This window comes from Acidimicrobiia bacterium, assembly GCA_030584185.1.
Lineage (GTDB): Bacteria > Actinomycetota > Acidimicrobiia > Spongiisociales > UBA11373.
In genome coordinates, this window is the sequence record CP129495.1 from 739,367 (window position 1) to 761,621 (window position 22,255).

A 22,255-nucleotide genomic window follows, 5' to 3' on the forward strand; every position below is an offset into this window, starting at 1 on the left:
TCACACCTCGAACAGCCTCGGGGCCCGGCCCTCCAGCCCGCGCAGCAGGTCGTAATCGACCTCGACCCACCCGATCCCGCGATCCGCCGCCAGCACGCGCGCCTGGGGCACGACCACGGTGGCCGCCAGGATCCCTCGGACCGGAGCCAGCGTCTGATCCTTGTTGAGGGCGGCGAGATACCGGGTCAGCTGCTCGACGCCGTCGATCTCCCCCCTTCTCTTGATCTCGACCGCCACCACCTGGCCGTCGGGGTCACGACAAAGCAGATCCACAGGTCCCACCTCGGTCCGATACTCCCGCTCCAGGATCTCGAGGCCCTCTTCGATCACGGCGAGGCGCTCGGCGATCAGTGCCTGCAGGTTCCGCTCGACGCCGTCCTTCTCCAGACCGGGGTCCGGGCCCAGGTCGTGGGACAGGTCGACCAGTATCTCCTCCACGAGGATGGTGAGGGTCTCCCCCGACGGGTTGGTCACCACCCACCGATCCTCGCCCTCCTCCAGATGGTTCGGTGCGTTCATCCAGTTGAGCGGCTTGTAGGCGCCACCGTCGGCGTGAACGGCGACGCAGCCGTCGGCCTTGACCATGATCAGGCGTACCGCCGATGGGAGGTGGGCATCGAGTCGCCCGGAGTAGTCGACCGAGCAGCGGGCGACGAGGAGCCTCATGGACGGCGAGGCTAACGGGGTTCGCCGCCCGGCCCTCGCCGTCGGGTAGCGTGCCGTCATGAGCGCCGTGACCGTGGCGGTCGTCCCCTGTGCCGGAGCGGGAACGCGAATGCGCCCGGCCACCCGGGTGGTCGCCAAGCCGATGATTCCCGTGGTCGACCGCCCCGTCATCCAGTACGTCGTGGAGGAGGCCGTCGAGGCCGGGATCACCGAGGTGATCCTGGTGGTCGATGAACGACCGGGGAACCCCGTGCTCTCCCACTTCACCGAAGGACCGGCGATGGCCGGGCTGGAGCAGGTGTCGTTCGTGGCGGTAACACAGTCCCAGCCCATGGGCCTGGGCGACGCCGTGCTCACGGCGCGCTCGGCCGTCGGAGACCGGCCGTTCATGTGCCTGCTCTCGGACATGTTCCCGCGCCCCGGCCGTTCCTTCAGCGGCCGCCTGGCGAGCCAGTTCGACGGCAGGCCAGTGCTTGCGGTGCGCCGGGTTCCGCCCGACTTCTTCGATCGCTACGGGATCGTCACCCCTGCCGGGGAGGCACAGGACGGAGTGCTGGAGGTGGCTGCCGCCGTCGAGAAGCCCGGGGCCGGAGCCGCCTCCGACCTGGCGATCGTCGGAAGGTACGTGTTCTCCCCTGAGATCTTCGACGACCTGGAGGCGATCCCGGCCGGCCACGGAGGCGAGATCCAGCTGACCGACGCCATCGACCGCGCCGCCCGCCGCAGCGGGGCCCGCGCCGTGATCGTCGGCGACGACCTGCTCGACGTGGGGATGCCGTCGGGGCTGCTCGAGGCGACCGCCGCCGTCGGCCTCTCCCGACCCGAGCTGGCCGCAGACTTCCGCCAGGCTCTCCACCGTCTGCTCGACGAGGACCGACCCACCTGAGCCCGGACGGGCTCAAATGACCTTGTCGGACCGCCCTGCCAGCTGCCTGATGAGATCGGTCTGCCCGGTGTGATAGGTGTCGTGGAACAGGTAGAACATCAACTGGCTGAGCCGGGGCAGCACCTTGCCCTCCTCGGATGGGATCTCCTCGGCCAGGAAGTCGGCGTCGGCCGCCGCCAGCGCCGCCTCGATCCGGTCGGAGGACTCCGCCAGCATCTCGAGCAGACGCTCGAAGCGGATCACTCCCGGGCCGTCGCCCCGGATCGGGTCCGACTCCCGTTGGTAGCGCTCCTCGTCGGCGTCGGTCATCACCGGCTCCGCCCCAAGGACACGCAGCACCCGGCCGCGCCCTGCCACCAGATGCCCCAGCACCCAGTTGAAGCAGTTGACGTTGTAGGGCACGACCGTCAACGCCTCTTCGTGCGTGATGCCCTCGGCCTGCATGGCGACGATCCGCTCGTTGCGCCGGAAGGATCGCGACAGGAGGTCGGGCTGCATGGTGCCCAGGGTACCCCGGGTCGTCCCGGTCGTGACCCTGGCTACGATCCGAGGCCAGCGACCTCGGGAGTGGTTCCGATGCCCGGCATCCTCTACGGCCTGCTTGCCACGGCGCTGCTGGTGATCGCCATCACCCTGTTCGATCTCAGCCGCAACCGGGTCCGCCACCTCCCCAAATGGGCCTGGGCGATCATCATCGTGTGCAGCGTTCCCCTGGGCGCCATCGTCTACGCCACGGTCGGGCGGGTGTCGCCTCACGAGTTCGATCCACTGCGGGACGCATGACCCTGGCCATCGCCACCGAAGGCCTGAGCAAGGCTTACGGGCAGACCCTGGCCCTCGACCGCGTCGACCTCGCCGTTCCCGAGGGAAGCGTGTTCGGCCTCATCGGTCCCAACGGAGCCGGCAAGACGACGCTCCTCTCGATCCTCGCCGGGCTGCGCAGGCCGACTTCGGGTCGGTTCCGCCTCGCGGTGGAGCGGCGGCACCTGGCGGTGCTGGTGGACACACCCATGTTCGAACCGTGGCTGACCGCCGCCGAGGTGGTGGATCTGGCTCGTGGCCTCGTGGCCCCGGATCTCCCCCGACAGCGGGTGACCGACGCCCTGGAGGCCGCCGGACTCGCCGCGGTTGCCGACCGGCGTGTCGGTGGGTTCTCCCGCGGAATGACCCAGCGCCTGGGGATCGCCGCCGCCCTGGTGGGCGACCCGAAGGTGCTGATACTCGACGAGCCGTCGTCGGCGCTCGACCCGGCGGGACGAAAGGATGTCCTCGACCTGATCGGCGGCCTCGGCGGAGCGATCACCATCGTGCTCTCCACCCACATCCTCTCCGACGTCCAGCAGGTCTGCGACACGGTCGGGGTGATCGACCGGGGGGTACTCCGCTTCCAGGGCGACCTCGAGAGACTGCTGGAACGCACGTCGGGCGTGCTCTTGGTGCATGTCAGGCCACCAGTAGGCGAAGCCCGCCGGATGCTCGAAGCCGAGCCGTGGGTGACCTCCATAGTCGAGCCCGCCCCGGGGAGGATGCGGATCGCGGTGTCCTCACCCGACGCCGCCGAGCGCCGCATCGCCGGAGTGCTGGCGGAGGCCGGTGCGGCCGTGGTCTCGATCCAGCCGGCCACCGACCTCGAGACCGCCTTCCTGGAGCTCACCTCATGAACCTGTGGAGGGTGGAGCTCGCCCGCCTGCTTCGGACCAACCGCTGGATGCTGCTCGCCGGGGTGTTCGCAACCTTCGGCCTCCTGGGACCGCTCAGCGCTCGCTACCTGGGCGAGATCATCGCCCGATTCGGGGGCGAGATCGAGGTCACCTTCCCCGATCCGAAACCAATCGACGGGATCGCCCAGTTCGCCGCCAACTGGAGCCAGCTGGGCGTGCTGGCGGTTGTCATCGTTGCGGCGAGCGCCCTCGCCATCGACGCTCGCCCCGAGATCTCGGCGTTCTATCGCACCCGGGTCGAGAACGCCTGGCAGGTCGTCGCCCCCCGGTACTGGGTTCCACTTGCAGCTTCGGCTCTGTCGTTGATCGTCGGGACCTTCATGGCCGTGATCGCCACCGAGATCCTGATCGGGCCGCTCGACACGGTCGGGGTGGCGCTCGGCACGGGGCTGGCCGTGATCTACCTCGGGTTCCTGGTGGCGTTGGTGGCGGCGATCTCCACCTTCACCGCCGGCACGACCACCACGATCTTCGCCGCGCTCGCCACCGCCATCGCCATCCCGGCGGTGGGCTTGATCGCCGCCGTGGAGCCCTGGCTTCCCAGCGAGCTGGTCGGTGCCGCCATGGATCTTGCGAGCGACGCTGAGCCTTTGGACTTCTTGCGTTCCACGGTCAGCGCCCTCGCTTCCACAACCCTGCTGCTCCGGGTGGCGGTGCTGCGAATCGACCGACGCGAGATCTGATCGCTCCGGCGCCATGGGTACGGTTGTCCCTGTCGGCCGCTCCCCTTTGCGGCCGCGAACGGGCGGTGTCAGGTGCGCTGGTTCACCGAGAGGCTGGCGTCATGGGCCTCGACGATCGACGAGGCGACCGTGGCACAGGCCATGGAGACGGCCTCGCTCCCCTTCATCGCCGGCCACGTCGCCCTCATGCCCGATGCCCATCTCGGCAAGGGAGCCACCGTGGGCTCGGTGATCCCCACGATCGGGGCGATCGTTCCGGCCGCCGTGGGCGTGGACATCGGGTGCGGGATGATCGCCGTGGAGACCGACCTCGACCGCGACGATCTCCCCTCCGACCTGGAACCTCTGCTGCGACGGATCGGCGACCTGATCCCGGCGGGCGTGGGGCGAGGCCAGGCTGCAGTCCGGAGTGGCCAGGAGTGGTTCCGCTCCCACCCCAACCTCTCGGTGAGCACCCTCGGGTTGGAGCGACGCGCCGTCGAGCAGTTCGGCAGCCTCGGAGCCGGCAACCACTTCGTGGAGGTCTGCCGGGATCCATCGGGAACGGTGTGGACGGTGCTGCACTCCGGCAGCCGGGGGGCAGGCAACCGGCTCGCCGAGCACCACATCGCTATCGCCAAGCACCTGTGCCGAGGCGTCTCCCTCCCCAACGCCGACCTGGCCCACCTCGAGGAGGGGACCGAGGAGTTCGACCGCTACCTGGAGGATCTCCACTGGGCCCAGGACTACGCCTTCGCCAATCGGGCGCGGATGATGGACCTGCTCCTCGACGGCATCGGTGGGGTGGCGCGACGGACCCCGGGCGAGATCCGCAGGATCAACTGTCACCACAACTACACGGCCCTTGAGCGTCACTTCGGTCGAGACGTGTGGATCACCCGAAAAGGGGCGATCCGAGCCGGTGCCGGCGAGATGGGGGTGATTGCCGGATCGATGGGAAGCCCCAACTACATCGTGCGCGGCAAGGGGAGTCCGCTCAGCTTCGAGTCGTGCGCCCATGGCGCCGGGCGTCGGATGAGCCGCAGCAAGGCCCGCAAGACCCTCACCGTCGAGTCGCTCGACGAGGCCATGAAGGGCACCGTCTGGCTGGAGGCGCACGCCGCCACTCTGGTGGACGAGTCGCCCGAGGCCTACAAGGACATCGACCAGGCGATGCTCGACCAGGAGGATCTGGTGGAGGTGGACACGGTGCTCACCCAGTTGGTGAACTACAAGGGCACCTGATCGCCGCTCTCGCCGGGGGGCGTATCGTGTGCGTCCGGAGGAACCAATGAGCGCAGCCATCGAGATCCACGGGCTGGCCAAGAGCTACGGCCGGACTCGCGCCCTGGACGGCCTCGACCTGACGGTGCGCACCGGAGAGGTACACGGCTTTCTCGGCCCCAACGGGTCCGGAAAGACCACCACGATCCGGATCCTCCTCGGCCTGATCCGGGCCGATGCAGGATCTGCCCGCCTGCTGGGCGGCGACCCGTGGCGCGATGTGGTTGCCCTCCATCGGAGGCTCGCCTACGTCCCCGGTGACGTCAGTTTGTGGCCGTCCCTGTCCGGCGGCGAGGTGATCGACCTCCTCGGTCGCCTCCGCGGTGGCCTCGACCCACGCCGCAGGGCCGACTTCATCGAGCGCTTCGACCTCGATCCCACCAAGAAGTCACGCACCTACTCGAAGGGAAATCGTCAGAAGGTGGCCCTGGTGGCAGCGCTCTCGTCCGATGTGGAGCTGCTCATCCTCGACGAGCCCACCTCGGGACTCGACCCGCTGATGGAGGCCACCTTCCGGGAGGTGATCGGAAGCGAAGCCCGCAACGGCCGGACGGTGCTGCTCGCCAGCCACGTCCTGGCCGAGGTGGAGGCAATCGCCGACCGGGTGAGCATCATCCGGGATGGCCGCAACGTGGAGTCGGGCACCCTCGTCGAGCTCAGGCACCTGACCAGGACCTCGATCGACGTGACCGTCTCCGCTCCGCCTGAGTTCCTCGCCGGCATGGAGGGTGTGCACGACCTGGTGATCGACGGTCGTCGTGCCCGCTTCGAGGTGGACGGCGACGCCCTCGGCGAGGTGCTCTCCCGGCTGGCGCCGCTGGGGATCGTCTCGCTGGTGAGCAACCCTCCGACGTTGCAGGAGCTCTTCCTGCGCCACTACGCAAGTCCGGCGGAGAGCGGGTGATCGGGCTCACCGGTCTCGGCACCCTGGTCCGCCTGATCCTGCGACGTGATCGCTGGCTGTTGCCGATATGGATCCTGCTCCCGGCCGTGCTGGTCGGAGCGACGGCATCCGCACTCGGCGACCTCTACCCGACCGAAGAGGCGCGCCGGCAGTTCGCCACCATGATGTCGGCCAACCCCGGCATCACGGCGTTCCTCGGCCCCTTGTACGGATCATCCGTCGGAGCGCTGACCGCCTGGCGAACCGCCATGTTCGGCGTCGTCCTCGGAGGCCTGCCGGCGCTGTTCTCCGTGATCCGCCACACCCGCACGGAGGAGGAAGCGGGCCGCCGAGAGCTGATCGGCTCCGCCGTCGTCGGCAGGCACGCCCCCCTAACGGCGGCGCTCCTGGTCTTGTCCATCCAGGCGATGCTGATGGGCGGGGGCGTGGCGATGGCACTTGTCGTCGTCGGTGAGGCGACCGCAGGTGCGGTCGCCACCGGATCGGCATGGGCCGGGCTGGCGCTCTTCTGTGCCGGCCTGGGGGCCCTGATCGCCCAACTCGTGGAGAACCCCCGAACGGCACGCGGCATCGGCGGCGCCGCCATCGCCGCCGCCTACCTGATACGGATCGCGGGCGACCTCGGGGGCGACGACTGGTCGTGGCTGTCCTGGCTGACACCCGTCGGGTGGCTGCACGCCGTCCGGCCCTTCGCCGGCGAGCAGTGGGGAGTGCTTGCCCTGCTCGGTGCCGGGGCGGTGATCTTCGGGTTCCTCGGCTACTTCTTGTCGGGGCGCCGCGACCTGGACGCCGGCCTGATCGCTCCCCGGCTGGGACCGCCCCTGGCGTCGAGGCGGCTGCGCAGCCCGCTGGCACTGGCGGGTCGGCTCCACCGGATGTCGATCGCCGGATGGACCGCCGGGATCGCCGTCTACGGATTGATCGTTGGCGGGCTCGGGCCGAGCATCGTCGACGTCTTCGACGACAACCCTCAGCTACGCGAGATGTTCGAACGCCTGGGGGGCGAGGGTGCACTCATCGACATCTTCCTCTCGGCCGGACTGGGGATGCTCGGGCTGTTGGCGGCCTCGGCGGCGGTGCAGGCGGCGCTCCGACTGCGATCCGAGGAGCAGAGCGGACATGCCGAGGCCCTGCTCGCCACCTCGGTCGACCGCTCCCGGTTCATGGCCTCGCACGCCATCCTGGTCGCAGCCGGACCGTCGTTCGCCATGATCGTCGGCGGCCTGGTCACGGGGATCGCCTACGGCGCCACCACCGGTGATGTCCCATCACAGGCCGGCCGCCTCCTCGCCGCCGCCATGGCACAGATTCCGGCGGTGCTGGTCCTGGGCGGGATGACGCTTGCCCTGTTCGGATTGGTCCCCCGGTTCGCGATGGGAGCCTGGGGACTGCTCACCGGGTTCCTCGTCCTCGGCCAGCTCGGGGCGATCCTCGGTCTTCCCCGATGGGTGATGAACCTGTCGCCGTTCGCCCACGTGCCGGCGGCTCCCAGTGTGGCGGTGAGGATGACCCCTCTCCTCCTGCTCACCGCCGCCGCAGCCGCCCTCACGGTCGCCGGATTCCGCGGCTTCGAACGGCGGGACCTGACCGGGGTCTGAGCACCCGTCGGCCGGCGGCCCTACCGGGTGAGGTCCTGGGAGGCGAACCCCGTCAGAATCGCCTCCATCTCCTGCCGCTGATCGTCCGGGATCAAGGACAACATCCGCTCCGGCAGGGGCACGAACACGCCGGAGCCTTCTGCGAGAGTCGCCTCCGGGTCGGCGGCGGCCCACATCCTGGCGATCAGCCGCACCCGATCGGCCTCGAGATCGTCATCGAGCTCCGCCTCGGCCACCAGCGGGATACCGACCCGTACCGGCCGCCGCAACCGCTGCTCCATCGACACGGTCACATGGAACCGGCGGCGATAGCGAAGCAGGCACCACATCATCACCTCGTCGAACACCACGGCGACGATGCCACCGTGGAGGATCGATCCCATGCCGGCGTGATCCTCGGATGCGACGAACTCGGTGCGAACCCGATCGGGCCCGGGGACGGTGAAGGTGAGGCGCAGGCCGCCGTCATGCCCGGGAGAACAGCCAAAGCAGCGCCAGGTTTCCAACGGCGGAATGGCGCCCTCGGCCATCGGGCCGCTCCTCTCAGCCGACCGACCCCTCCATCTGCAGTTCGATGAGGCGGTTCAACTCCACAGCGTATTCCATGGGGAGCTCCTTGACGATCGGCTCGATGAACCCGGCCACCACCATCGCGGTCGCCTCGGCCTCGGAGAGCCCGCGGCTCATCAGGTAGAAGAGCTGATCGTCGCCCACCTTGGACACCGTGGCCTCATGGCCGATCTGAGCGTCGGCCTCCTCGATCTCCATGTAGGGGTAGGTGTCGGACCGGCTCTTGTCGTCGAGGATGAGGGCGTCGCAGCGCACGAAGGACTTGACGTTCTCGGCGCCGTGCTCCACCCGAACCAGGCCGCGGTAACCCGCCCGTCCGCCGCCACGCGACAGCGACTTGGAGGTGATCAGAGACGTCGTGTTGGGGGCGGCGTGGACCATCTTCGCCCCGGCGTCCTGGTGCTGCCCGGGTCCGGCGAAGGCGATCGACAGCACCTCGCCGTGCGCCCCCTCCTCCATGAGCCACACCGCCGGGTACTTCATGGTGAGCCGGCTCCCTATGTTGCCGTCCACCCACTCCATCGTGGCGTTGCGGTACGCAGCGGCCCGCTTGGTCACCAGGTTGTAGACGTTGTTCGACCAGTTCTGGATCGTCGTGTACCGGCAGCGTCCGCCCTCCTTGACCACGATCTCGACGACGGCCGAGTGGAGGGAGTCGGTGGAGTACACCGGTGCCGAGCAGCCCTCCACGTAGTGACAGAACGCCCCCTCGTCGATGATGATCAGCGTCCGCTCGAACTGGCCCATGTTCTCGGCGTTGATGCGGAAGTACGCCTGCAGCGGCTGATCCACGTGCACGCCAGGCGGCACGTATATGAACGATCCGCCCGACCACACCGCAGAGTTGAGGGCGGCGAACTTGTTGTCGTTCGGCGGGATGATGGTCCCGAAGTACTGCCGCACGATGTCGGGGTAGTCCCGCAGGGCGGTGTCCATGTCGCAGAAGAGGACCCCGAGGCCTTCGAGATCCTCGCGGTTGCGGTGGTATACGACCTCGCTCTCGTACTGGGCGGTGACTCCGGCCAGGTACTTGCGTTCCGCCTCGGGGATGCCCAGCTTCTCGTAGGTGTCCTTGATCGACTCCGGGACCATGTCCCAGTCCTTGGCCTGGCCATCCATCGGCTTGATGTAGTAGTAGATGTCGTCGAAGTCGATCTCGTCCAGCGCACCACCACCGCCCCACTTGGGCATCGGCTTGCGCAGGAACCGCTGGTACGCCTTGAGCCGGAACTCGAGCATCCACTCCGGCTCGCCCTTCATCCGCGACATCTCGCGGATGATCTCCTCGTTCAAGCCCTTCTTGGGCTTGAAGATGTAGTCCTCCTCGTCGTGCCAGCCGAGCTGATACTTTCCGAGGTCGATGTCGACGGTGGCCACGCGGTGTCCCCTCCGATGAGTGCCTGCGCCCGATTGTGGCAGGTGCCCGCACCGAGACAAGGGGAAAAGCAGCGAGCGGGCAGCGCCGGCACGGACTGGGGAGTGGGGGAAGACCGACCCGTGCCCGGCGCCGACCGCTCGTCGCCATTACAACATCTCTGGCGCGTTATGCATGCCATTCTTCGGACATGCCAACGATCGTCATCGGTGCCGACACGCCCGTGGGGGTGGCCACGATCGAGGCGATTCGACCACGCACGATCGAGCTGCGCGCCTTCGTATCGACCCAAGAGGCGGCAGCCGGCCTTCGTACCGGTGGCGTGATCGCCGCCGTGGGCGATGTAAGCGACGGTTCCCATGTTGCCGGGGCGGCGTTCGGTGCCTTCTGCGCAGTGTTGGTGAACGCCGCCGCCACCGACGGCCGAGAGACCCACTTCGCCCCTCCCGACGACGTCGTTGCCGTCTGGCTGAAGGCGATGGTGGACGCAGGAGTGACCCGGGTGATCCTCGTGAGTGATACCCCCGTCGATGTGCCCCCGGCCATCCCCGAGTCCGCCGTCGTCGCCACCGCAGGACGACTGCCCGAGGAGGTGGCAGAGGTGGTGGCGTTCCTGGAGGATGCGGCTGCCCTCCCGTTTGACCAGATGCCCACCGAGTGGGAGAGTTGACCCGTAGGGGCGTGCCGCGCCCCCCGGTTGGGAGCACCCCTTGCCCAAGCAGGACGATGTCGTACGCGTTCAGGGGACGGTCGTCGAGGCCCTCCCCAACGCCATGTTTCGAGTTGAGATCGAGGGCGGCCTCGAGGTACTGGCGCGCGCCTCGGGCAAGATGCGCCGCGGCCGCTACATCCGCATCCTCCCTGGGGACAAGGTGGACCTCGACCTGTCGGTGTACGACCCCAGCCGGGGCCGCATCGTCTGGCGCTACAAGAACTGATCACCGTTCCCGACCACCACCGGCGAAGCCAACGCCGGGGGCGGCTCTCAGGGTGATCGATCTGCGGCGGGCCTGCTCCTAGGCGGGATCACGCGACTCGACCAGGTGACGCTCCAACACCACGAGCGGCACCCGCTCCCCGTCGAATGACACCGTGGTCTCACCCACCTCGTCGAACCCGTGGGACCGGTAGAAACCGATGGCGGCGGCGTTGTCGACCTCGGTGTGCACCTCGATCCTGAGGCATCCCTCTTCGACGGCCTGGGCAACTGCCGCCTCGAGCAGCTGGGTGCCGATGCCGCCCCCGAGCATGCTCTGCAGGACGATGATCCCCGAGAGCTCGATGGAGCGACCTTCCATGAGGCGGGTGGCGGCGAAACCGACGGGCCTCCCGTCCGCTGTGGCCATGAACATACGCTGCTGCGGCCCTCCGATCCGGGAGAGCAGAGCCTCCGAGGTCGAGATCTCGGCGATGGTGGCGTCGTCGGCACCAGACCAGCCGGGAGCGCCGGGGCCGGCCTCGTCCCACGCCTCCCTGATCAGGCGTCCCAACCGCTCGACTTCACCGGGACCCACCTCGGCGACGTCGACCGACGAGATCTCAGACCTCCTGGAAGAGGTAGCGACGCAGCGACTCGAGACGATCACCGGGATCTCCGTGCAGGTACCAGAGGGTGGCGGCGATCGAGGACAGCAGGGCGTTTCCGTCCTGCGGCGTGAAGCAGAACCCGACCAGCTCGTTGCCGTTGCGCACCGTCAGGGTCTCCATCGGGACCACCGTCTGGCTGAGGATCCGCCCGTAGTACCCGTGGTCCCGGCCGAAGGAGAAGATCTGGTTGGCCGACCGCTTGTGGGTCAGGGCCACCCGGGGGTTGGCCGCCAGCAGGTCGATCGCCTCGCCGGTCGTCATCTCTCGATCGAGCTCGAGCGAGAAATGCAGTGCGTGCATGTACTGGGTGTTCAGCTTGACCGCCGATGAGAACACCGGCATGTCGTATCCGAGGGTCTCGAACAGGTGATGGGCGTCCCGAGCGTGGTGGGTACCGAAACGGGGATCGTCGTGGCGTCCGACGCTGGGACTCGGGATGAACGAGCCGTCCTGGCTGATGTCGTTGGCCCGCCGCATGCACAGGAACCGACCGCTCGAGAGGTGCGAGGTCCCGTCTTCGTCCATCGCCAGCGTCTTGATCAGCACCGAGATGTTGTGCGTGTTGCACGACACCACCTGTATGAACCGATCCTGGTCGTGAACCAGGGCGGCGTCGTTGATCCCACGGGCGTACATCTTGCCGAAGCCGAACTCGGAGCCCTGCGCCAGGAACCCCTTCGGACCCCGCGCCCGCTCGTAGTACTCCACCTTGTTGGCGTTGCCCGCAGGAGTGCAGTCGATCACCACGGCGGCCCGCTCGATCGCCTCGACGGATCCCAGCTTGGGCGAGTGGCCGATCTCCTCGAACGAGACACGGCGATCGTCGTCGACGGCGAGCACCGCCCCCCGGCTCACCAGGTCACGTACCTTGGCTCGCTCTTCGATCATCGGGGTCCGCTTGTGGAAGGTGACCTCGTCGATACCGAAGTCGGCAGAGTGATCGGCGAGAAGGCCTATCAAGGGCTCTCCGATCGTGCCGGTGCCGACCACATGGACGATGTTGGACATCTGGAGACTCCCGGGATTGGTGGGGGGCCAATGCTATCCGGAGAGTGGCAGCCTCATGCGAGCCGTGCCCGGTTCTGGGACACTTCCATCATGAGGGCTCTCAGGTTCCACGGACCGGGTGACCTGCGCCTCGAGTCGGTGCCCGAGCCCGAAGCCGGTGCGGGCGAGACCGTCGTCGAGGTTGACGCCTGCGGGGTCTGCGGGTCCGACCTCCACTTCCTGGACGGCACGGCGCGTACCGCCCGGCTCCCGATGACGCTGGGGCATGAGGTGGCCGGTCGTGTCCTCGGTGAGAACACCGCCGGGCTGAGTGCGGGGGCTCGCGTGGTGCTGCGTCCCGGCGCCTACTGCGGCCGCTGCCGACCCTGTCTCGAGGGCCGTCCCAACATCTGTGAGCGAACGGTCGTCCTGGGCATCGATTCCGACGGCGGCCTCGCCGAACGGGTGGTCGTGCCCGTCGAATCGATCATCCCGATGCCCGATGGCCTCGATCCAGCCGAAGCGGCCACGGCGGTGGACGCAGGGGCCACGGCGCGCCATGCCGTGATGAGAACCGGCGGAGTGCGCGCCGGGGACGCTGTCCTGATCCTCGGCGTCGGCGGGCTCGGCGGCTATGCGGTGCAGATCGCCCGCAACGCCGGTGCCGGGCCGGTGATCGCAGCCGACATCTCCCCGTCCGCTCTCGACAGGGCGACCCAACTGGGCGCTGATGAGACCATCCTTGTCGAGCCAGGCGTCTCGCTGGGCCGCCAGGTGAAGATGATCACCGATGGGGGTGCCGACGTGGCACTCGAGTTCGTCGGCCGGGCGGCAACGGTCGACGCCGCCGTCAAGTCGCTCCGACCCGGAGGCCGAGCCGTGGTGGTCGGGGTCGGTGTGGAACCGGTGGCGACGCTACCCGCAGTTCTGTGGTCGAACAACGAGTACACGCTCGCCGGGTCGTACGGAAGCCTTCCCGGCGACGTGGAACTGGTGCTGGCGGCTCTCGCCACCGGCGATCTGATCCCACCGCAGGTCGAAAGGGTCCCGCTCGACGAGGCGGTCTCCGTGATCGAGGCCGCCTCGCGCGGGGATCTGCACCTGGACGGACGCCGCCTGGTCGTGGTGCCCTAGGAGGGCCCCGAACCTCAGGCGGAGCGGCGGCCGGGCTCGGCGGTTCTCACCGTCAGCTCGCGTCCACCCATGGTGGATCCGTGCAACGCCTCGATGGCGGCGCCGGCGACCTCCCCGGGCATGAGCACGAACCCGAAGCCGCGGGACCGTCCGCTGCGACGATCGACGATGACCGTGGCCTCGTCGACCTCACCGAACGGCCTGAACAGCGAACGCAGGTCCTTGGATGTGGCGCCGTATGGCAGGTTGGCCACATAGATGCTCTCCCCGTCGACCGAAGGCCGCTGTGGCCGCCTCTCACGATGCGTGGCCTCCACCGAAGGCGCCGGGGTCGGAGAACGCCGCGGCGCCGCAGCCGGCGGGCGACCGTCGCGAAGTGCTCCAAGACGCGGCGCCTCGATCGGCACCTGCATCCCCAGGGCGCGCTGCATGCGCCGGACCAGGTTCTCCTGGCCCCCGGTGACCAGCGTCACGACGTCGCCGCCGGCGCCGGCACGAGCGGTACGCCCGGAGCGATGCAGGTAGTCCTTGTGGTCGGCGGGCACGTCGAAGTGGACCACCGCTTCCACGGCGTCCACGTGAATTCCGCGTGCCGCCACGTCGGTGGCGATCAGTGCCCGGGCCCGGTCTGCGGAGAACGCCTCGATCGCCCGGTTGCGCTGGCTCTGCGAACGGCCGCCATGGATGGCGGCGGCATCGATGCCCTCACCGGCGAGCTGCTTGGCGAGCCGGTCGGCGCCGTGGCGGGTCCGGGTGAAGACGATCGTCCTGCCGGCCTCGGCGATGAGGCCCGCCGTGTGGCGCACCCGATCGTGGTTGTTCACCTTCCAGAAGTGATGGCGGGCCGGAGTGGCATGAGGCTCGATCGATCCCGCCTCGAGACGAACCGGCTTGCGCTGGTGGTCCCGGATCAGGACCGCCACGTCGCCATCGAGCGTCGCCGAGAACAGCAGGGTCTGTCGGCGCTGCGGAGTCTGACCGAGGATGCGCTTCACTGCGGGGAGGAACCCCATGTCGGCCATGCGGTCTGCCTCGTCGATCACCACGACGTCGACCTCGGCCAGAGACAGCGCCTGCTGTTCGATCAGGTCTTCGAGGCGGCCCGGAGTGGCCACCAGGACATCGGCGCCGCCGCGCAGAGCGCCCTTCTGGGGTCCGTAGCCGACTCCCCCATAGACGGCGGTGACCCGTCGGTTGACGACGGATGCCAGCGGAGCCAGCTCTTCCTTGATCTGCTCGGCGAGCTCGCGCGTCGGGGCGAGGATCAGGGCCCGCGGTCGGCGCGGGCCTGCCTTCTCCAGACGAGCAAGCAGCGGAAGCCCGAATGCGAGCGTCTTGCCGGATCCGGTCGGAGCCCGCCCGGCGACATCATGGCCGGAGAGGATCTCGGGGATGGCGGAGGCCTGGATCGGGAATGGACTGGTTATCTGGCGCCGCCGCAGGACGGCGATCAGCGGTTCGGGAAGCCCGAGATGGGCGAAGTCGATGGTCATGGTTCTCCTCACCCCGCGAAGGGGCAGTCGGTTGGTTGCTTGGTCTCGCTCGAGACGCGACGACGAACGAAGCGGGTTCGAGAGTCGGTCGACGAGGCAATCCAACCGGTGAGAACTACGGGCCGTTGGTTCACCGGGGAAGCGACTTGGCGCTGGCCTCCACCCGGTGCGGTGAGGTCAAGTTAGCAGTCGTGTGCCTCGATGCGAATCGACCACGCTCAAGACTGGCTCTCACCACTCACGAGAGCGGCTCCGGCGAGGATCGCCACCGCTCCCAGGTAGAGCCAAGTCAGGATCACGGCGACGGTCCCGAGGGTTCCGGCGTAGACACCGAGCGACCCGACTCGCGAGAGGTACAGCCCGAAGCCGAGGCTGAGCGCCAACACCCCGACGGTCCCGATCGTGGCTGCCAGCGTCGCCCGGGGCATCGGCCGTGGTGGGCCGAAGCGGTAGCAGGCGATGAGGAACCCGAACAGCCCGGCCGTAGCGACGGGAACACTCAGCCAGGCCCACAGGCCCAACAGCCCGGGGATCCCACTCCATCCTTCCAGGAAGGCGAAGAAGGTCCGCCCTCCCACGAGCACGGTCCCGGTGATCAGCAGGACGACACCGCCCGCCGCGGTGAGCCCGATGGCCACCAGGCGGAGCCGGGCGCCCTGGCGAAGCTCCAGGGTCCCCTGCACCGCCGCCAGGGCGCGCTGGAGCGCAACGACGGCACGAGCGCCGAGAAACAGGGAGACACCGACCGACACCGCCACCACCCACCACTCTCCGGCGATCCGCCGTTCCGACTCGGCCAGCACCCCGGCGATGAACTCGACGAATGCCTCGGGGGCGATCGGAGACAGCGCCCCCAGGACACGCGCCACCGCCCCCTGATCCCTCCCGATCCAGGCGGCGAAGCCGAGCAGGGCGAAACCGAGCGGGATGATGGCGAAGAAGGTGTGGAAGGCGACCGCCGCACCGTTCAGCGTGAGATCGGCGCGCCTCAGCCGATTCCATGTCGCCTTCAGTATCTCCCGATCCACTCCCCCAGTATCGGCGTCGCCAGCCCCTCTCCGGAGGCAATGGCGGTTCGTTGCCTCGGGCCCGCCATACACTCGGCGCCTCGATGCCGAGGCCTCCCCACCGTCCGATCCACGTCGGCGCCGCCCTCGCTCTCCTCCTGGGGAGCATGAGCGTGCTGCTCTTCTGGCTGTTCGCCGGAGGAGGCGAAGGGACGGCAACCGTGGGTTCGACCGCGGTGGGCGACCCCTCGACCATGTCCGAAACGGCTGCCACCTCCACCACCGGTTCCACGCTGGTGGCCTCCACGGTGGTCGTGGTGACCGCTCCGACCACGACGGTCCCAGCCTCTCCGATGCACGCATGGAGTGACCGGAGGCAGGTCGGTGAGCCGTACGGCGACGCCGTCGAGGGTTTGCTCACCTTCCGCGGCAACCCGACGCGCACCTACTACGGGAAGGGCCCCTTGCCGAGCACTCCCGAGGTGAAGTGGAAGTACCCCAGCACCCCCATGTGCTCCACCTCCACCGACCTCGGGGTCACCTCCACGTGGTGCGGCAACGGCTGGACCGGGCAGCCGGTGATCTGGGAACGGCCCGACGGGACCACCGAGATGATCTTCGGAGCCTACGACCGGAAGCTGCACTTCGTGGACGCCGACACCGGCCGCCCGACCCGCTCCCCCATCCTCACGGGGGACATCATCAAGGGGACGCCGACCATCGACCCCGATGGCTATCCGCTGGTGTACTTCGGAAGCCGCGACAACAAGATCCGGGCGGTGGCGCTCGACCGCAACGAGCCGGTGGTGCTCTGGGAGTACGACGCCGCCGGCAAGGGCCGCTGGAACGACGATTGGGACGCCAGCCCCCTGATCATGAACGACTACATGTTCGAGGGCTCGGAGAACTCGATCTTCTACATCTTCGATCTCGACCGGAGCTACGACGACCTGGGGCTGGTCCAGGTCGATCCGCAGGTCGTGTACGAGCTGGAGACATGGAATCAGGAGCTCCTGGATGCGATCGGGCCCTCGTACCCGGCGGTGAGCGTGGAGAACTCCACCGCCATGTACGAGGGCAGGATCTACTTCGCCAACTCCGGGGGCAGGGTGATTGGGCTCGACATCACCGGAATCGACGACGGTCGGATCGAGATGGTGTTCGACTACTGGGTCGGCGACGACGTGGACGCCACGATCTTCGTCGACGACGAGGGGTACATCTACGTGTCGGCCGAGTACGAGCGGTACCTGACTCGGGCCCAGGAGGTGGGCCAGCTGGTCAAGCTGGACCCGTACACAGACGGTGACCCCGTGGTGTGGGGCATGTACTCGCTCACCGAGCCGCCCTACAAGGGTGGCCTGTGGTCGACGCCCGCCCTCGGCGACGGCGTGATCTACGCCGTCGTGAACAAGGGGTACCTGATCGCCGTCGACCAGGAGACCGGCGAGGAGCTGTGGGTGGTCGACATCGGAGCCGGGTCCTGGTCGTCCCCGGTGATCGTCGACGACCGCCTCCTGGTGGCGGCCAACACCGGCTACCTCCGCTCGTTCTCACTCGCCGACCCGCGTCAGCCGCGCCTGGAGTGGACCTTCAAGGTGGGTGAGAGCCACATCGAGGCCACGCCGGCGGTGTGGAAGGGGATGATCTTCGTGGGGAGCCGTGACGGGTACATGTACGGAATCGGCGAGGCGGACAACTGAGCGGCCAACCGTTCCCGACCGGGCGGTAACCTCCTCGACCGTGCTGCACGACTACACCACCACCACACCGGACTCCGTGCGCGGCGTCGTCGAGGACGCCATCACCCGCGGGGAGGATCTGGTCGCCGCCGCAGTCGGCTCCCGTCCCGACCCCTCATGGGAGTCGACGATGCTCCCCCTGGACCGGCTGGCAGCGAACCTCGTACAGGCCTATGGCCAGGGCCCTTTCATGGCGCGCGCCCATCCCGATCGGGAAGTGCGCAATGCCGCCCAGGAGGCCGAAGAGCGGCTCTCCAAGTGGCGATCCGATCTGGTCTTCCGACGCGACCTCTACGAGGCGGCAGAAGCATTTGCCGCCACCCAAGAGGCCGCCGGGCTGGCTGGCGAGGAACAGCGGTTCCTGGAGCACATCCGGAGGGACTTCCGCCGGGCCGGCCACGCCCTCTCGGACGAGGCGCGAGCGGCGGTGCAGGAGCGGCGGACCCGTCTCGTCGAACTGGATGTTGCCTTCAACCGCAATCTCGACGAGTTCGAGGACGGCCTCGACCTGACCAGGGAGCAACTCGACGGCCTCGACGATTCGGCCATCGAACGCTACTCCCCGGGAACGACCCCGGGCACCTTCCGGGTGAGTCTCGACTACCCCGACTACTACCCGTTCATGGACCAGGCGAACGATCGCGACCTGCGACGCGCCCTCCAGTTCAAGTTCTACAACAAGGCGGTGGAGGCCAACCGACCCATCCTCGAGGAGGCGGTGCGGCTGAGAGCCGAGATCGCCTCCATCTTCGGGATGCCTTCGTGGGCGCACTACGCCATGGAGGAGAAGATGGCCAAGCATCCGGGGGCGGTGGAGGACCTGTACGCCGGGATCGTCCCCGCCCTCACCGCCAAGGCGAGCGAAGAGTTGGACGACCTGCGGGCCGCCCTCGGCGACGACGACCTCCAGCCGTGGGATCACCGCTTCCTCCACACGGCGATCAAACGGGAGCGGTTCGGCGTCGACCCGACGACCGTGGCCGGCTACTTCCCGCTGCAACAGGTCGTGGACGGCATGTTCTCCATCACCGGCGAGGTCTTCGGACTGGCCTACGAGAGGATCGACGATCCGAAGGCGTGGCATCCGGATGTGACCGCCTACCAGATCCGCGACTCGGCCGACGGCAAGCTGCTCGCCACGTTCTACATGGACCTCTTCCCCCGAGAGGGGAAGTTCGGGCACGCCGCCGCATTCGACCTCATCGCCGCCCATCAGGGCGACGAGGGATATGTGCTCCCCCGCACCGCCATCTTGTGTAACTTCACCAAACCGACGGCCGATGCACCGTCACTGCTGCGCCACGACGAGGTGACCACGCTGTTCCACGAGTTCGGCCATGTCCTGCACAACAGCCTGGGCCACACCCGCCTCGCCCGATTCAGCGGCTACAACACCGAATGGGACTTCGTCGAGGCCCCGTCACAGATCATGGAGCACTGGTGCTGGAACGCCGACGTGCTGCGTCGCTTCGCTCGCCATCACGCCACCGGGGAGCCGATCCCCGATGCCCTGGTCGACGAGCTGGTGGCGGCGAGGAACCTGCACGTCGCCCTGGCCATGCTGCGCCAGGTGTCGTTCGGCATGCTCGACATGGAGTTCCACGGTGCCGGCCAACCCAAGGACTTGGACGAGATCACCCGACGCACCAGTGAGATCGCCGGATTTCCGTTCCACGAGGGAACCTTCTTCCCCGCCTCGTTCGGCCACCTCTTCGGATACGACGCCGGCTACTACGGGTACATGTGGGCCAAGGTGTTCGGTGACGACATGTTCAGCCGGTTCGAGTCGGAGGGGGTGCTCGATCCCAAGGTGGGAGCCGACTACCGCAACCTGGTGCTCACCCCCGGCGGCTCCAAGGACCCCATGGAACTGCTGCGGGATTTCCTGGGCAGGGAGCCGGACCAGCAGGCGTTCCTCAGGTATCTGGGGATCGAGGGCGCCTGAGCCGACCCGGCAGCGGCGGCGCCGAGATCAGGTTGTGCAGGGGTCGGGTCGGATCACTGGGGCGAGCACACCATTGATCGCCCCCCCGTCCATCAGGGCATGGAAGAAGTCCGGCTGCTCGAAGAGGTCCCAGGTCCAGAAGATCCAACCGTCGAACCCGAGCAGACACGACTCCACCTGCCAGTCGCGCATGGCGAGCGCCGCCGCCGACGTCGACGGGAACCGGGAAACCTCGCCCCCGAACTCGCCCATGACGATGGGCCGTTCCTCCATCCCGTCCACGCCGAAGTTCTCCACGTGTTCGGGGAGGTCGAGCTCGAAGCCGGTGTAGGCGTGCAGGTCGACGAAGTCCAGCGTCGACTCCCAGATGATCGGCCCGGACACGACGAGGCGGGGGTCGCCGACCCGCACCGAGTTGGGGCCGTGGGGTACGAACAGTCCGACGCTGACGAGCACGCTGGGATCGACCTCGCGGATGGCGGCCGCCACGGAGTCCACGAAGAAGATCGCACCCTCCCTGATCATCGCCTCGCGCTCCGCCGCAAGCGACATGTCATAGGAGCTCCCGTTGGCGGTGGTGAACACCCCCGCCGAGAAGGAGAGTGGCGGCTGGTCGGAGTCGAAGAACATCTCGTTGCGCACCTGATAGGCCATCACGTGCTCCACCGCCGCCCCGCGATCGATCAGCTCGGAGGCGAAGTCGCGGAAGAACGCCTGGTTGGCGGCCACTCCCGCCGGCGGCAGGAAGTTGGCGTTCATGAGGGCGAACTCGTCGCAGCAGTCGGCATTGAGGATCTCGCCGTACCGGCCACCGGGGAGCCAGTCGAGCGTGAAGATGACGTACATCTCCGTATCGCGGGAATGCCCGAGGAAGTCGACCACATTCTTCATGTACTCCGGCGAGAGCCCGCCACTTTCGGCTCCCAAGGTGTCCGGGCTCAGAAAGACACGCACCACGTTGTACCCGTCGACGTGCATGCGGGCCAGATCTGCGGCGACCGTCGCCGCGTCATACCGGCCAGGGTCGAAGAGGGCGTGGCCGAAAGTGCTGGACCCATCGGCGGTCGTCTGCTGGCCGAGGCGAACGTAGTTGTTGCCGCGGGGAACGAACTCCTCGCCGGTGAGTCGGTTGTAGAACCGGCCTGCACCGTCGACGGTACGCACACCGATGTGATGCTCGGGAGGAGCAGGAGCCGTGGTGGTGGCTGCGATCGCGGCGGAGGTCACCGTCGTGGGCGCGGTGATCGTCACCGAACTCGTGATACTCGAGGTGCCTGGAGCGGTCGTGGCGGTGCCACCGCCTTCCTCACAGCCGGAGAGGCCCAGCGCCAGGGCGAGCAGAAGGGCCGCCCCGACTCTGGGCCGGCGCATCAGGCAAGGACCGCCTTCTGCTCCAGCACGATCGGCGACCGCTCTATCGAGAAGTAGTCCATCGGCGCCTCGGTGTCCCACTCGTCCGGCTCCACACCGGTGAGGAACCGGGCCAGCATCGACCCGACGCCGGGCGACTCCTTGAAACCGTGGCCGCTGAAGCCGTTGGCCACGATGAAGCCATCCAGGGAGGTGGGCCCGATCACGGGGTGCACGTCCTCGAAGTTCATGGTGTACATGCCGGCCACCCCGGTGATCTGGCCCCGGTAGGGCAGGGAGGGGATGCGGTGGTGCAGGGCGTGGATCTTCACGTCGCGGAAGGCGGCGTCGATGTTCCCGTTGAAGACATCCGGGTCGGCGACGAGCTCCTGCTCGTCCTCCTCGCGGATCGAGCCGACCAGGATCTGCTGGCCGCTCGCCTCGGGACGGAAGTAAATGCCGCCCGAAGAGTCCGCCACCACGGGCAGCGGCCCGGGAACCACGTCGCGCGGCCACTCCCGATAGATCACCTGAGCCCGGATCGGGGCGATGGTCCACCCGTTCGTCTTGTAGTCGAACCCGGCAAGACCGGCGAGACGCGGCGCCCACGGCCCGGCAGCGTTGACCAGGACGGGGGCGTCTATCCGCGTGCCGTCGGCCAGATCGACACCCTTGATCGCACCGCCCGAAGAACGCACGCCGGTCACCTGGGCCCTGAACCGGACGTCGACGCCGTTGCCTCGCACGGCCTCGAGCAGGTCCTGGGCTGCGGATACCGGGTCGAAGAACCCGCTCTCGGTCTCGAAGAGGAAGGCGTCGTGGTCCTGGCATTCGTGCTCGGTCTCGAAGGTCAGGTCGAAGGGGCGGTTGCAGGCGCTCAGAGCCGGAAAGCGCTCCCGGACCCCGGCGGCGTCGAGAACCTCGACGCCGATACCCAGTCCGGCCATCTTCGCCCGGCCCTGCTCGATCGCCGCGGCCGACTCCCCCATCATCCACAGCACACCCGAGTGATGGAACCGGGCTCGGGGCTCGACAAGGCCGGTGTAAGCGGACCAGTTGCGATGGGCGCGCAGCCCGTCGCGAGCGACTGTGATCGCCTCGGGGTGGGTGTAGCGCTGACGGAGGATGGCGCACGAGGCGCCGGTGCTCCCCTCGGCAACGTTGAGCGCCTTCTCGAGCACGACGATACGGGCGTCGTGGCGGCGACTGATCTGGTGTGCCACGGACAGCCCGATGATCCCCGCCCCTACGATCACGATGTCTGCGGTTTGACGGCTCACACCTCTCCTTGTCCTCGTGCGGCGAGTCTACGACGGTGGCCCTGCGGGTCGAAAGGCCTGGTGA

General features: G+C 68.2%; 22 protein-coding genes. 12 read left to right on the forward strand and 10 right to left on the reverse strand.

The annotated features are described in order from the left end of the window. Positions 1 to 666 (reverse strand): endonuclease NucS, encoded by a 666-nt coding sequence (gene nucS / locus QY307_03760; GenBank protein WKZ83368.1) that lies wholly within the window; start codon positions 664 to 666, stop codon positions 1 to 3. 58 nt (positions 667 to 724) lie between these two features. Here nucS and QY307_03765 point away from each other — a divergent pair, with 58 nt between their 5' ends. Continuing rightward, complete coding sequence (locus tag QY307_03765) at positions 725 to 1,552, forward strand: sugar phosphate nucleotidyltransferase (protein ID WKZ83369.1); 828 nt, start codon at positions 725 to 727, stop codon at positions 1,550 to 1,552. Positions 1,553 to 1,564: 12 nt separating this feature from the next. On the opposite strand, the gene QY307_03770 is transcribed toward QY307_03765, so the two are convergent. After that, positions 1,565 to 2,050, reverse strand: a complete 486-nt coding sequence (locus QY307_03770) for a DinB family protein (protein ID WKZ83370.1) — start codon at positions 2,048 to 2,050, stop codon at positions 1,565 to 1,567. Positions 2,051 to 2,128: 78 nt separating this feature from the next. On the opposite strand from QY307_03770, the gene QY307_03775 reads away from it, so the two are divergent. The 6 genes from QY307_03775 to QY307_03800 all read left to right on the forward strand — a co-directional run bounded on the left by QY307_03775 (position 2,129) and on the right by QY307_03800 (position 7,721). Further along, entirely contained in the window at positions 2,129 to 2,335 is a 207-nt protein-coding gene (locus QY307_03775; GenBank protein ID WKZ83371.1) for a PLD nuclease N-terminal domain-containing protein, read from the forward strand. Further along, a complete protein-coding gene (locus tag QY307_03780; protein ID WKZ83372.1) occupies positions 2,332 to 3,213 on the forward strand; it encodes an ABC transporter ATP-binding protein in 882 nt (293 codons plus the stop codon). The genes QY307_03775 and QY307_03780 overlap by 4 nt, the downstream gene beginning before the upstream one ends. Then, positions 3,210 to 3,956, forward strand: coding sequence for a hypothetical protein (locus QY307_03785; protein WKZ83373.1), 747 nt, complete (start codon positions 3,210 to 3,212; stop codon positions 3,954 to 3,956). Before QY307_03780 ends, QY307_03785 begins: the two co-directional genes overlap by 4 nt. A 72-nt stretch (positions 3,957 to 4,028) precedes the next feature. Further along, positions 4,029 to 5,180 carry an RtcB family protein gene (locus QY307_03790; GenBank protein WKZ83374.1) on the forward strand — a complete coding sequence of 384 codons (1,152 nt, stop codon included), beginning with the start codon at positions 4,029 to 4,031 and terminating at the stop codon, positions 5,178 to 5,180. A 46-nt stretch (positions 5,181 to 5,226) separates the two neighbouring features. Then, entirely contained in the window at positions 5,227 to 6,123 is an 897-nt protein-coding gene (locus tag QY307_03795) for an ABC transporter ATP-binding protein (protein WKZ83375.1), read from the forward strand. After that, positions 6,120 to 7,721, forward strand: coding sequence for an ABC transporter permease (locus QY307_03800; GenBank protein ID WKZ83376.1), 1,602 nt, complete (start codon positions 6,120 to 6,122; stop codon positions 7,719 to 7,721). Before QY307_03795 ends, QY307_03800 begins: the two co-directional genes overlap by 4 nt. Positions 7,722 to 7,741: 20 nt before the next feature. On the opposite strand, the gene QY307_03805 is transcribed toward QY307_03800, so the two are convergent. Next, positions 7,742 to 8,251 (reverse strand): PaaI family thioesterase, encoded by a 510-nt coding sequence (locus tag QY307_03805; GenBank protein ID WKZ83377.1) that lies wholly within the window; start codon positions 8,249 to 8,251, stop codon positions 7,742 to 7,744. A 13-nt stretch (positions 8,252 to 8,264) separates the two neighbouring features. Then, complete coding sequence (gene sufB, locus QY307_03810) at positions 8,265 to 9,668, reverse strand: Fe-S cluster assembly protein SufB (protein ID WKZ83378.1); 1,404 nt, start codon at positions 9,666 to 9,668, stop codon at positions 8,265 to 8,267. Between the two features lie 188 nt (positions 9,669 to 9,856). On the opposite strand from sufB, the gene QY307_03815 reads away from it, so the two are divergent. Further along, on the forward strand, positions 9,857 to 10,336 hold the full coding sequence (locus QY307_03815) for an NAD(P)H-binding protein (protein ID WKZ83379.1): 480 nt from the start codon (positions 9,857 to 9,859) through the stop codon (positions 10,334 to 10,336). Positions 10,337 to 10,376: 40 nt separating this feature from the next. Beyond that, on the forward strand, positions 10,377 to 10,604 hold the full coding sequence (gene infA / locus QY307_03820) for a translation initiation factor IF-1 (protein WKZ83380.1): 228 nt from the start codon (positions 10,377 to 10,379) through the stop codon (positions 10,602 to 10,604). Between the two features lie 78 nt (positions 10,605 to 10,682). On the opposite strand, the gene QY307_03825 is transcribed toward infA, so the two are convergent. Both QY307_03825 and QY307_03830 read right to left on the reverse strand, forming a co-directional pair. Further along, a complete protein-coding gene (locus QY307_03825) occupies positions 10,683 to 11,252 on the reverse strand; it encodes a GNAT family N-acetyltransferase (GenBank protein ID WKZ83381.1) in 570 nt (189 codons plus the stop codon). Further along, positions 11,206 to 12,261: a hypothetical protein gene (locus QY307_03830; protein ID WKZ83382.1), complete on the reverse strand. Its 1,056-nt coding sequence runs from the start codon at positions 12,259 to 12,261 to the stop codon at positions 11,206 to 11,208. Before QY307_03830 ends, QY307_03825 begins: the two co-directional genes overlap by 47 nt. A gap of 90 nt (positions 12,262 to 12,351) precedes the next feature. Between QY307_03830 and QY307_03835 the strand changes: the two genes are divergently transcribed. Further along, on the forward strand, positions 12,352 to 13,374 hold the full coding sequence (locus QY307_03835; GenBank protein WKZ83383.1) for an alcohol dehydrogenase catalytic domain-containing protein: 1,023 nt from the start codon (positions 12,352 to 12,354) through the stop codon (positions 13,372 to 13,374). Between the two features lie 14 nt (positions 13,375 to 13,388). Here QY307_03835 and QY307_03840 read toward each other — a convergent pair whose 3' ends face one another. Continuing rightward, the gene (locus QY307_03840; protein WKZ83384.1) at positions 13,389 to 14,867 is read right to left on the reverse strand and encodes a DEAD/DEAH box helicase; all 1,479 of its coding nucleotides are present in this window, start codon (positions 14,865 to 14,867) and stop codon (positions 13,389 to 13,391) included. A gap of 218 nt (positions 14,868 to 15,085) precedes the next feature. Then, positions 15,086 to 15,895 (reverse strand): YihY/virulence factor BrkB family protein, encoded by an 810-nt coding sequence (locus QY307_03845; protein ID WKZ83385.1) that lies wholly within the window; start codon positions 15,893 to 15,895, stop codon positions 15,086 to 15,088. An 83-nt stretch (positions 15,896 to 15,978) separates the two neighbouring features. On the opposite strand from QY307_03845, the gene QY307_03850 reads away from it, so the two are divergent. Together QY307_03850 and QY307_03855 are read left to right on the forward strand one after the other, a co-directional pair. After that, positions 15,979 to 17,577, forward strand: coding sequence for a PQQ-binding-like beta-propeller repeat protein (locus tag QY307_03850; GenBank protein ID WKZ83386.1), 1,599 nt, complete (start codon positions 15,979 to 15,981; stop codon positions 17,575 to 17,577). Positions 17,578 to 17,617: 40 nt separating this feature from the next. After that, positions 17,618 to 19,561 carry a M3 family metallopeptidase gene (locus tag QY307_03855; GenBank protein ID WKZ83387.1) on the forward strand — a complete coding sequence of 648 codons (1,944 nt, stop codon included), beginning with the start codon at positions 17,618 to 17,620 and terminating at the stop codon, positions 19,559 to 19,561. Positions 19,562 to 19,588: 27 nt separating this feature from the next. Here the strand turns inward: QY307_03855 and QY307_03860 are convergent, their stop codons facing one another. Then, complete coding sequence (locus tag QY307_03860) at positions 19,589 to 20,932, reverse strand: cellulase family glycosylhydrolase (GenBank protein WKZ83388.1); 1,344 nt, start codon at positions 20,930 to 20,932, stop codon at positions 19,589 to 19,591. Further along, positions 20,932 to 22,191, reverse strand: a complete 1,260-nt coding sequence (locus QY307_03865) for an FAD-dependent oxidoreductase (GenBank protein ID WKZ83389.1) — start codon at positions 22,189 to 22,191, stop codon at positions 20,932 to 20,934. Before QY307_03865 ends, QY307_03860 begins: the two co-directional genes overlap by 1 nt. Between the last annotated feature and the right edge of the window lie 64 nt (positions 22,192 to 22,255).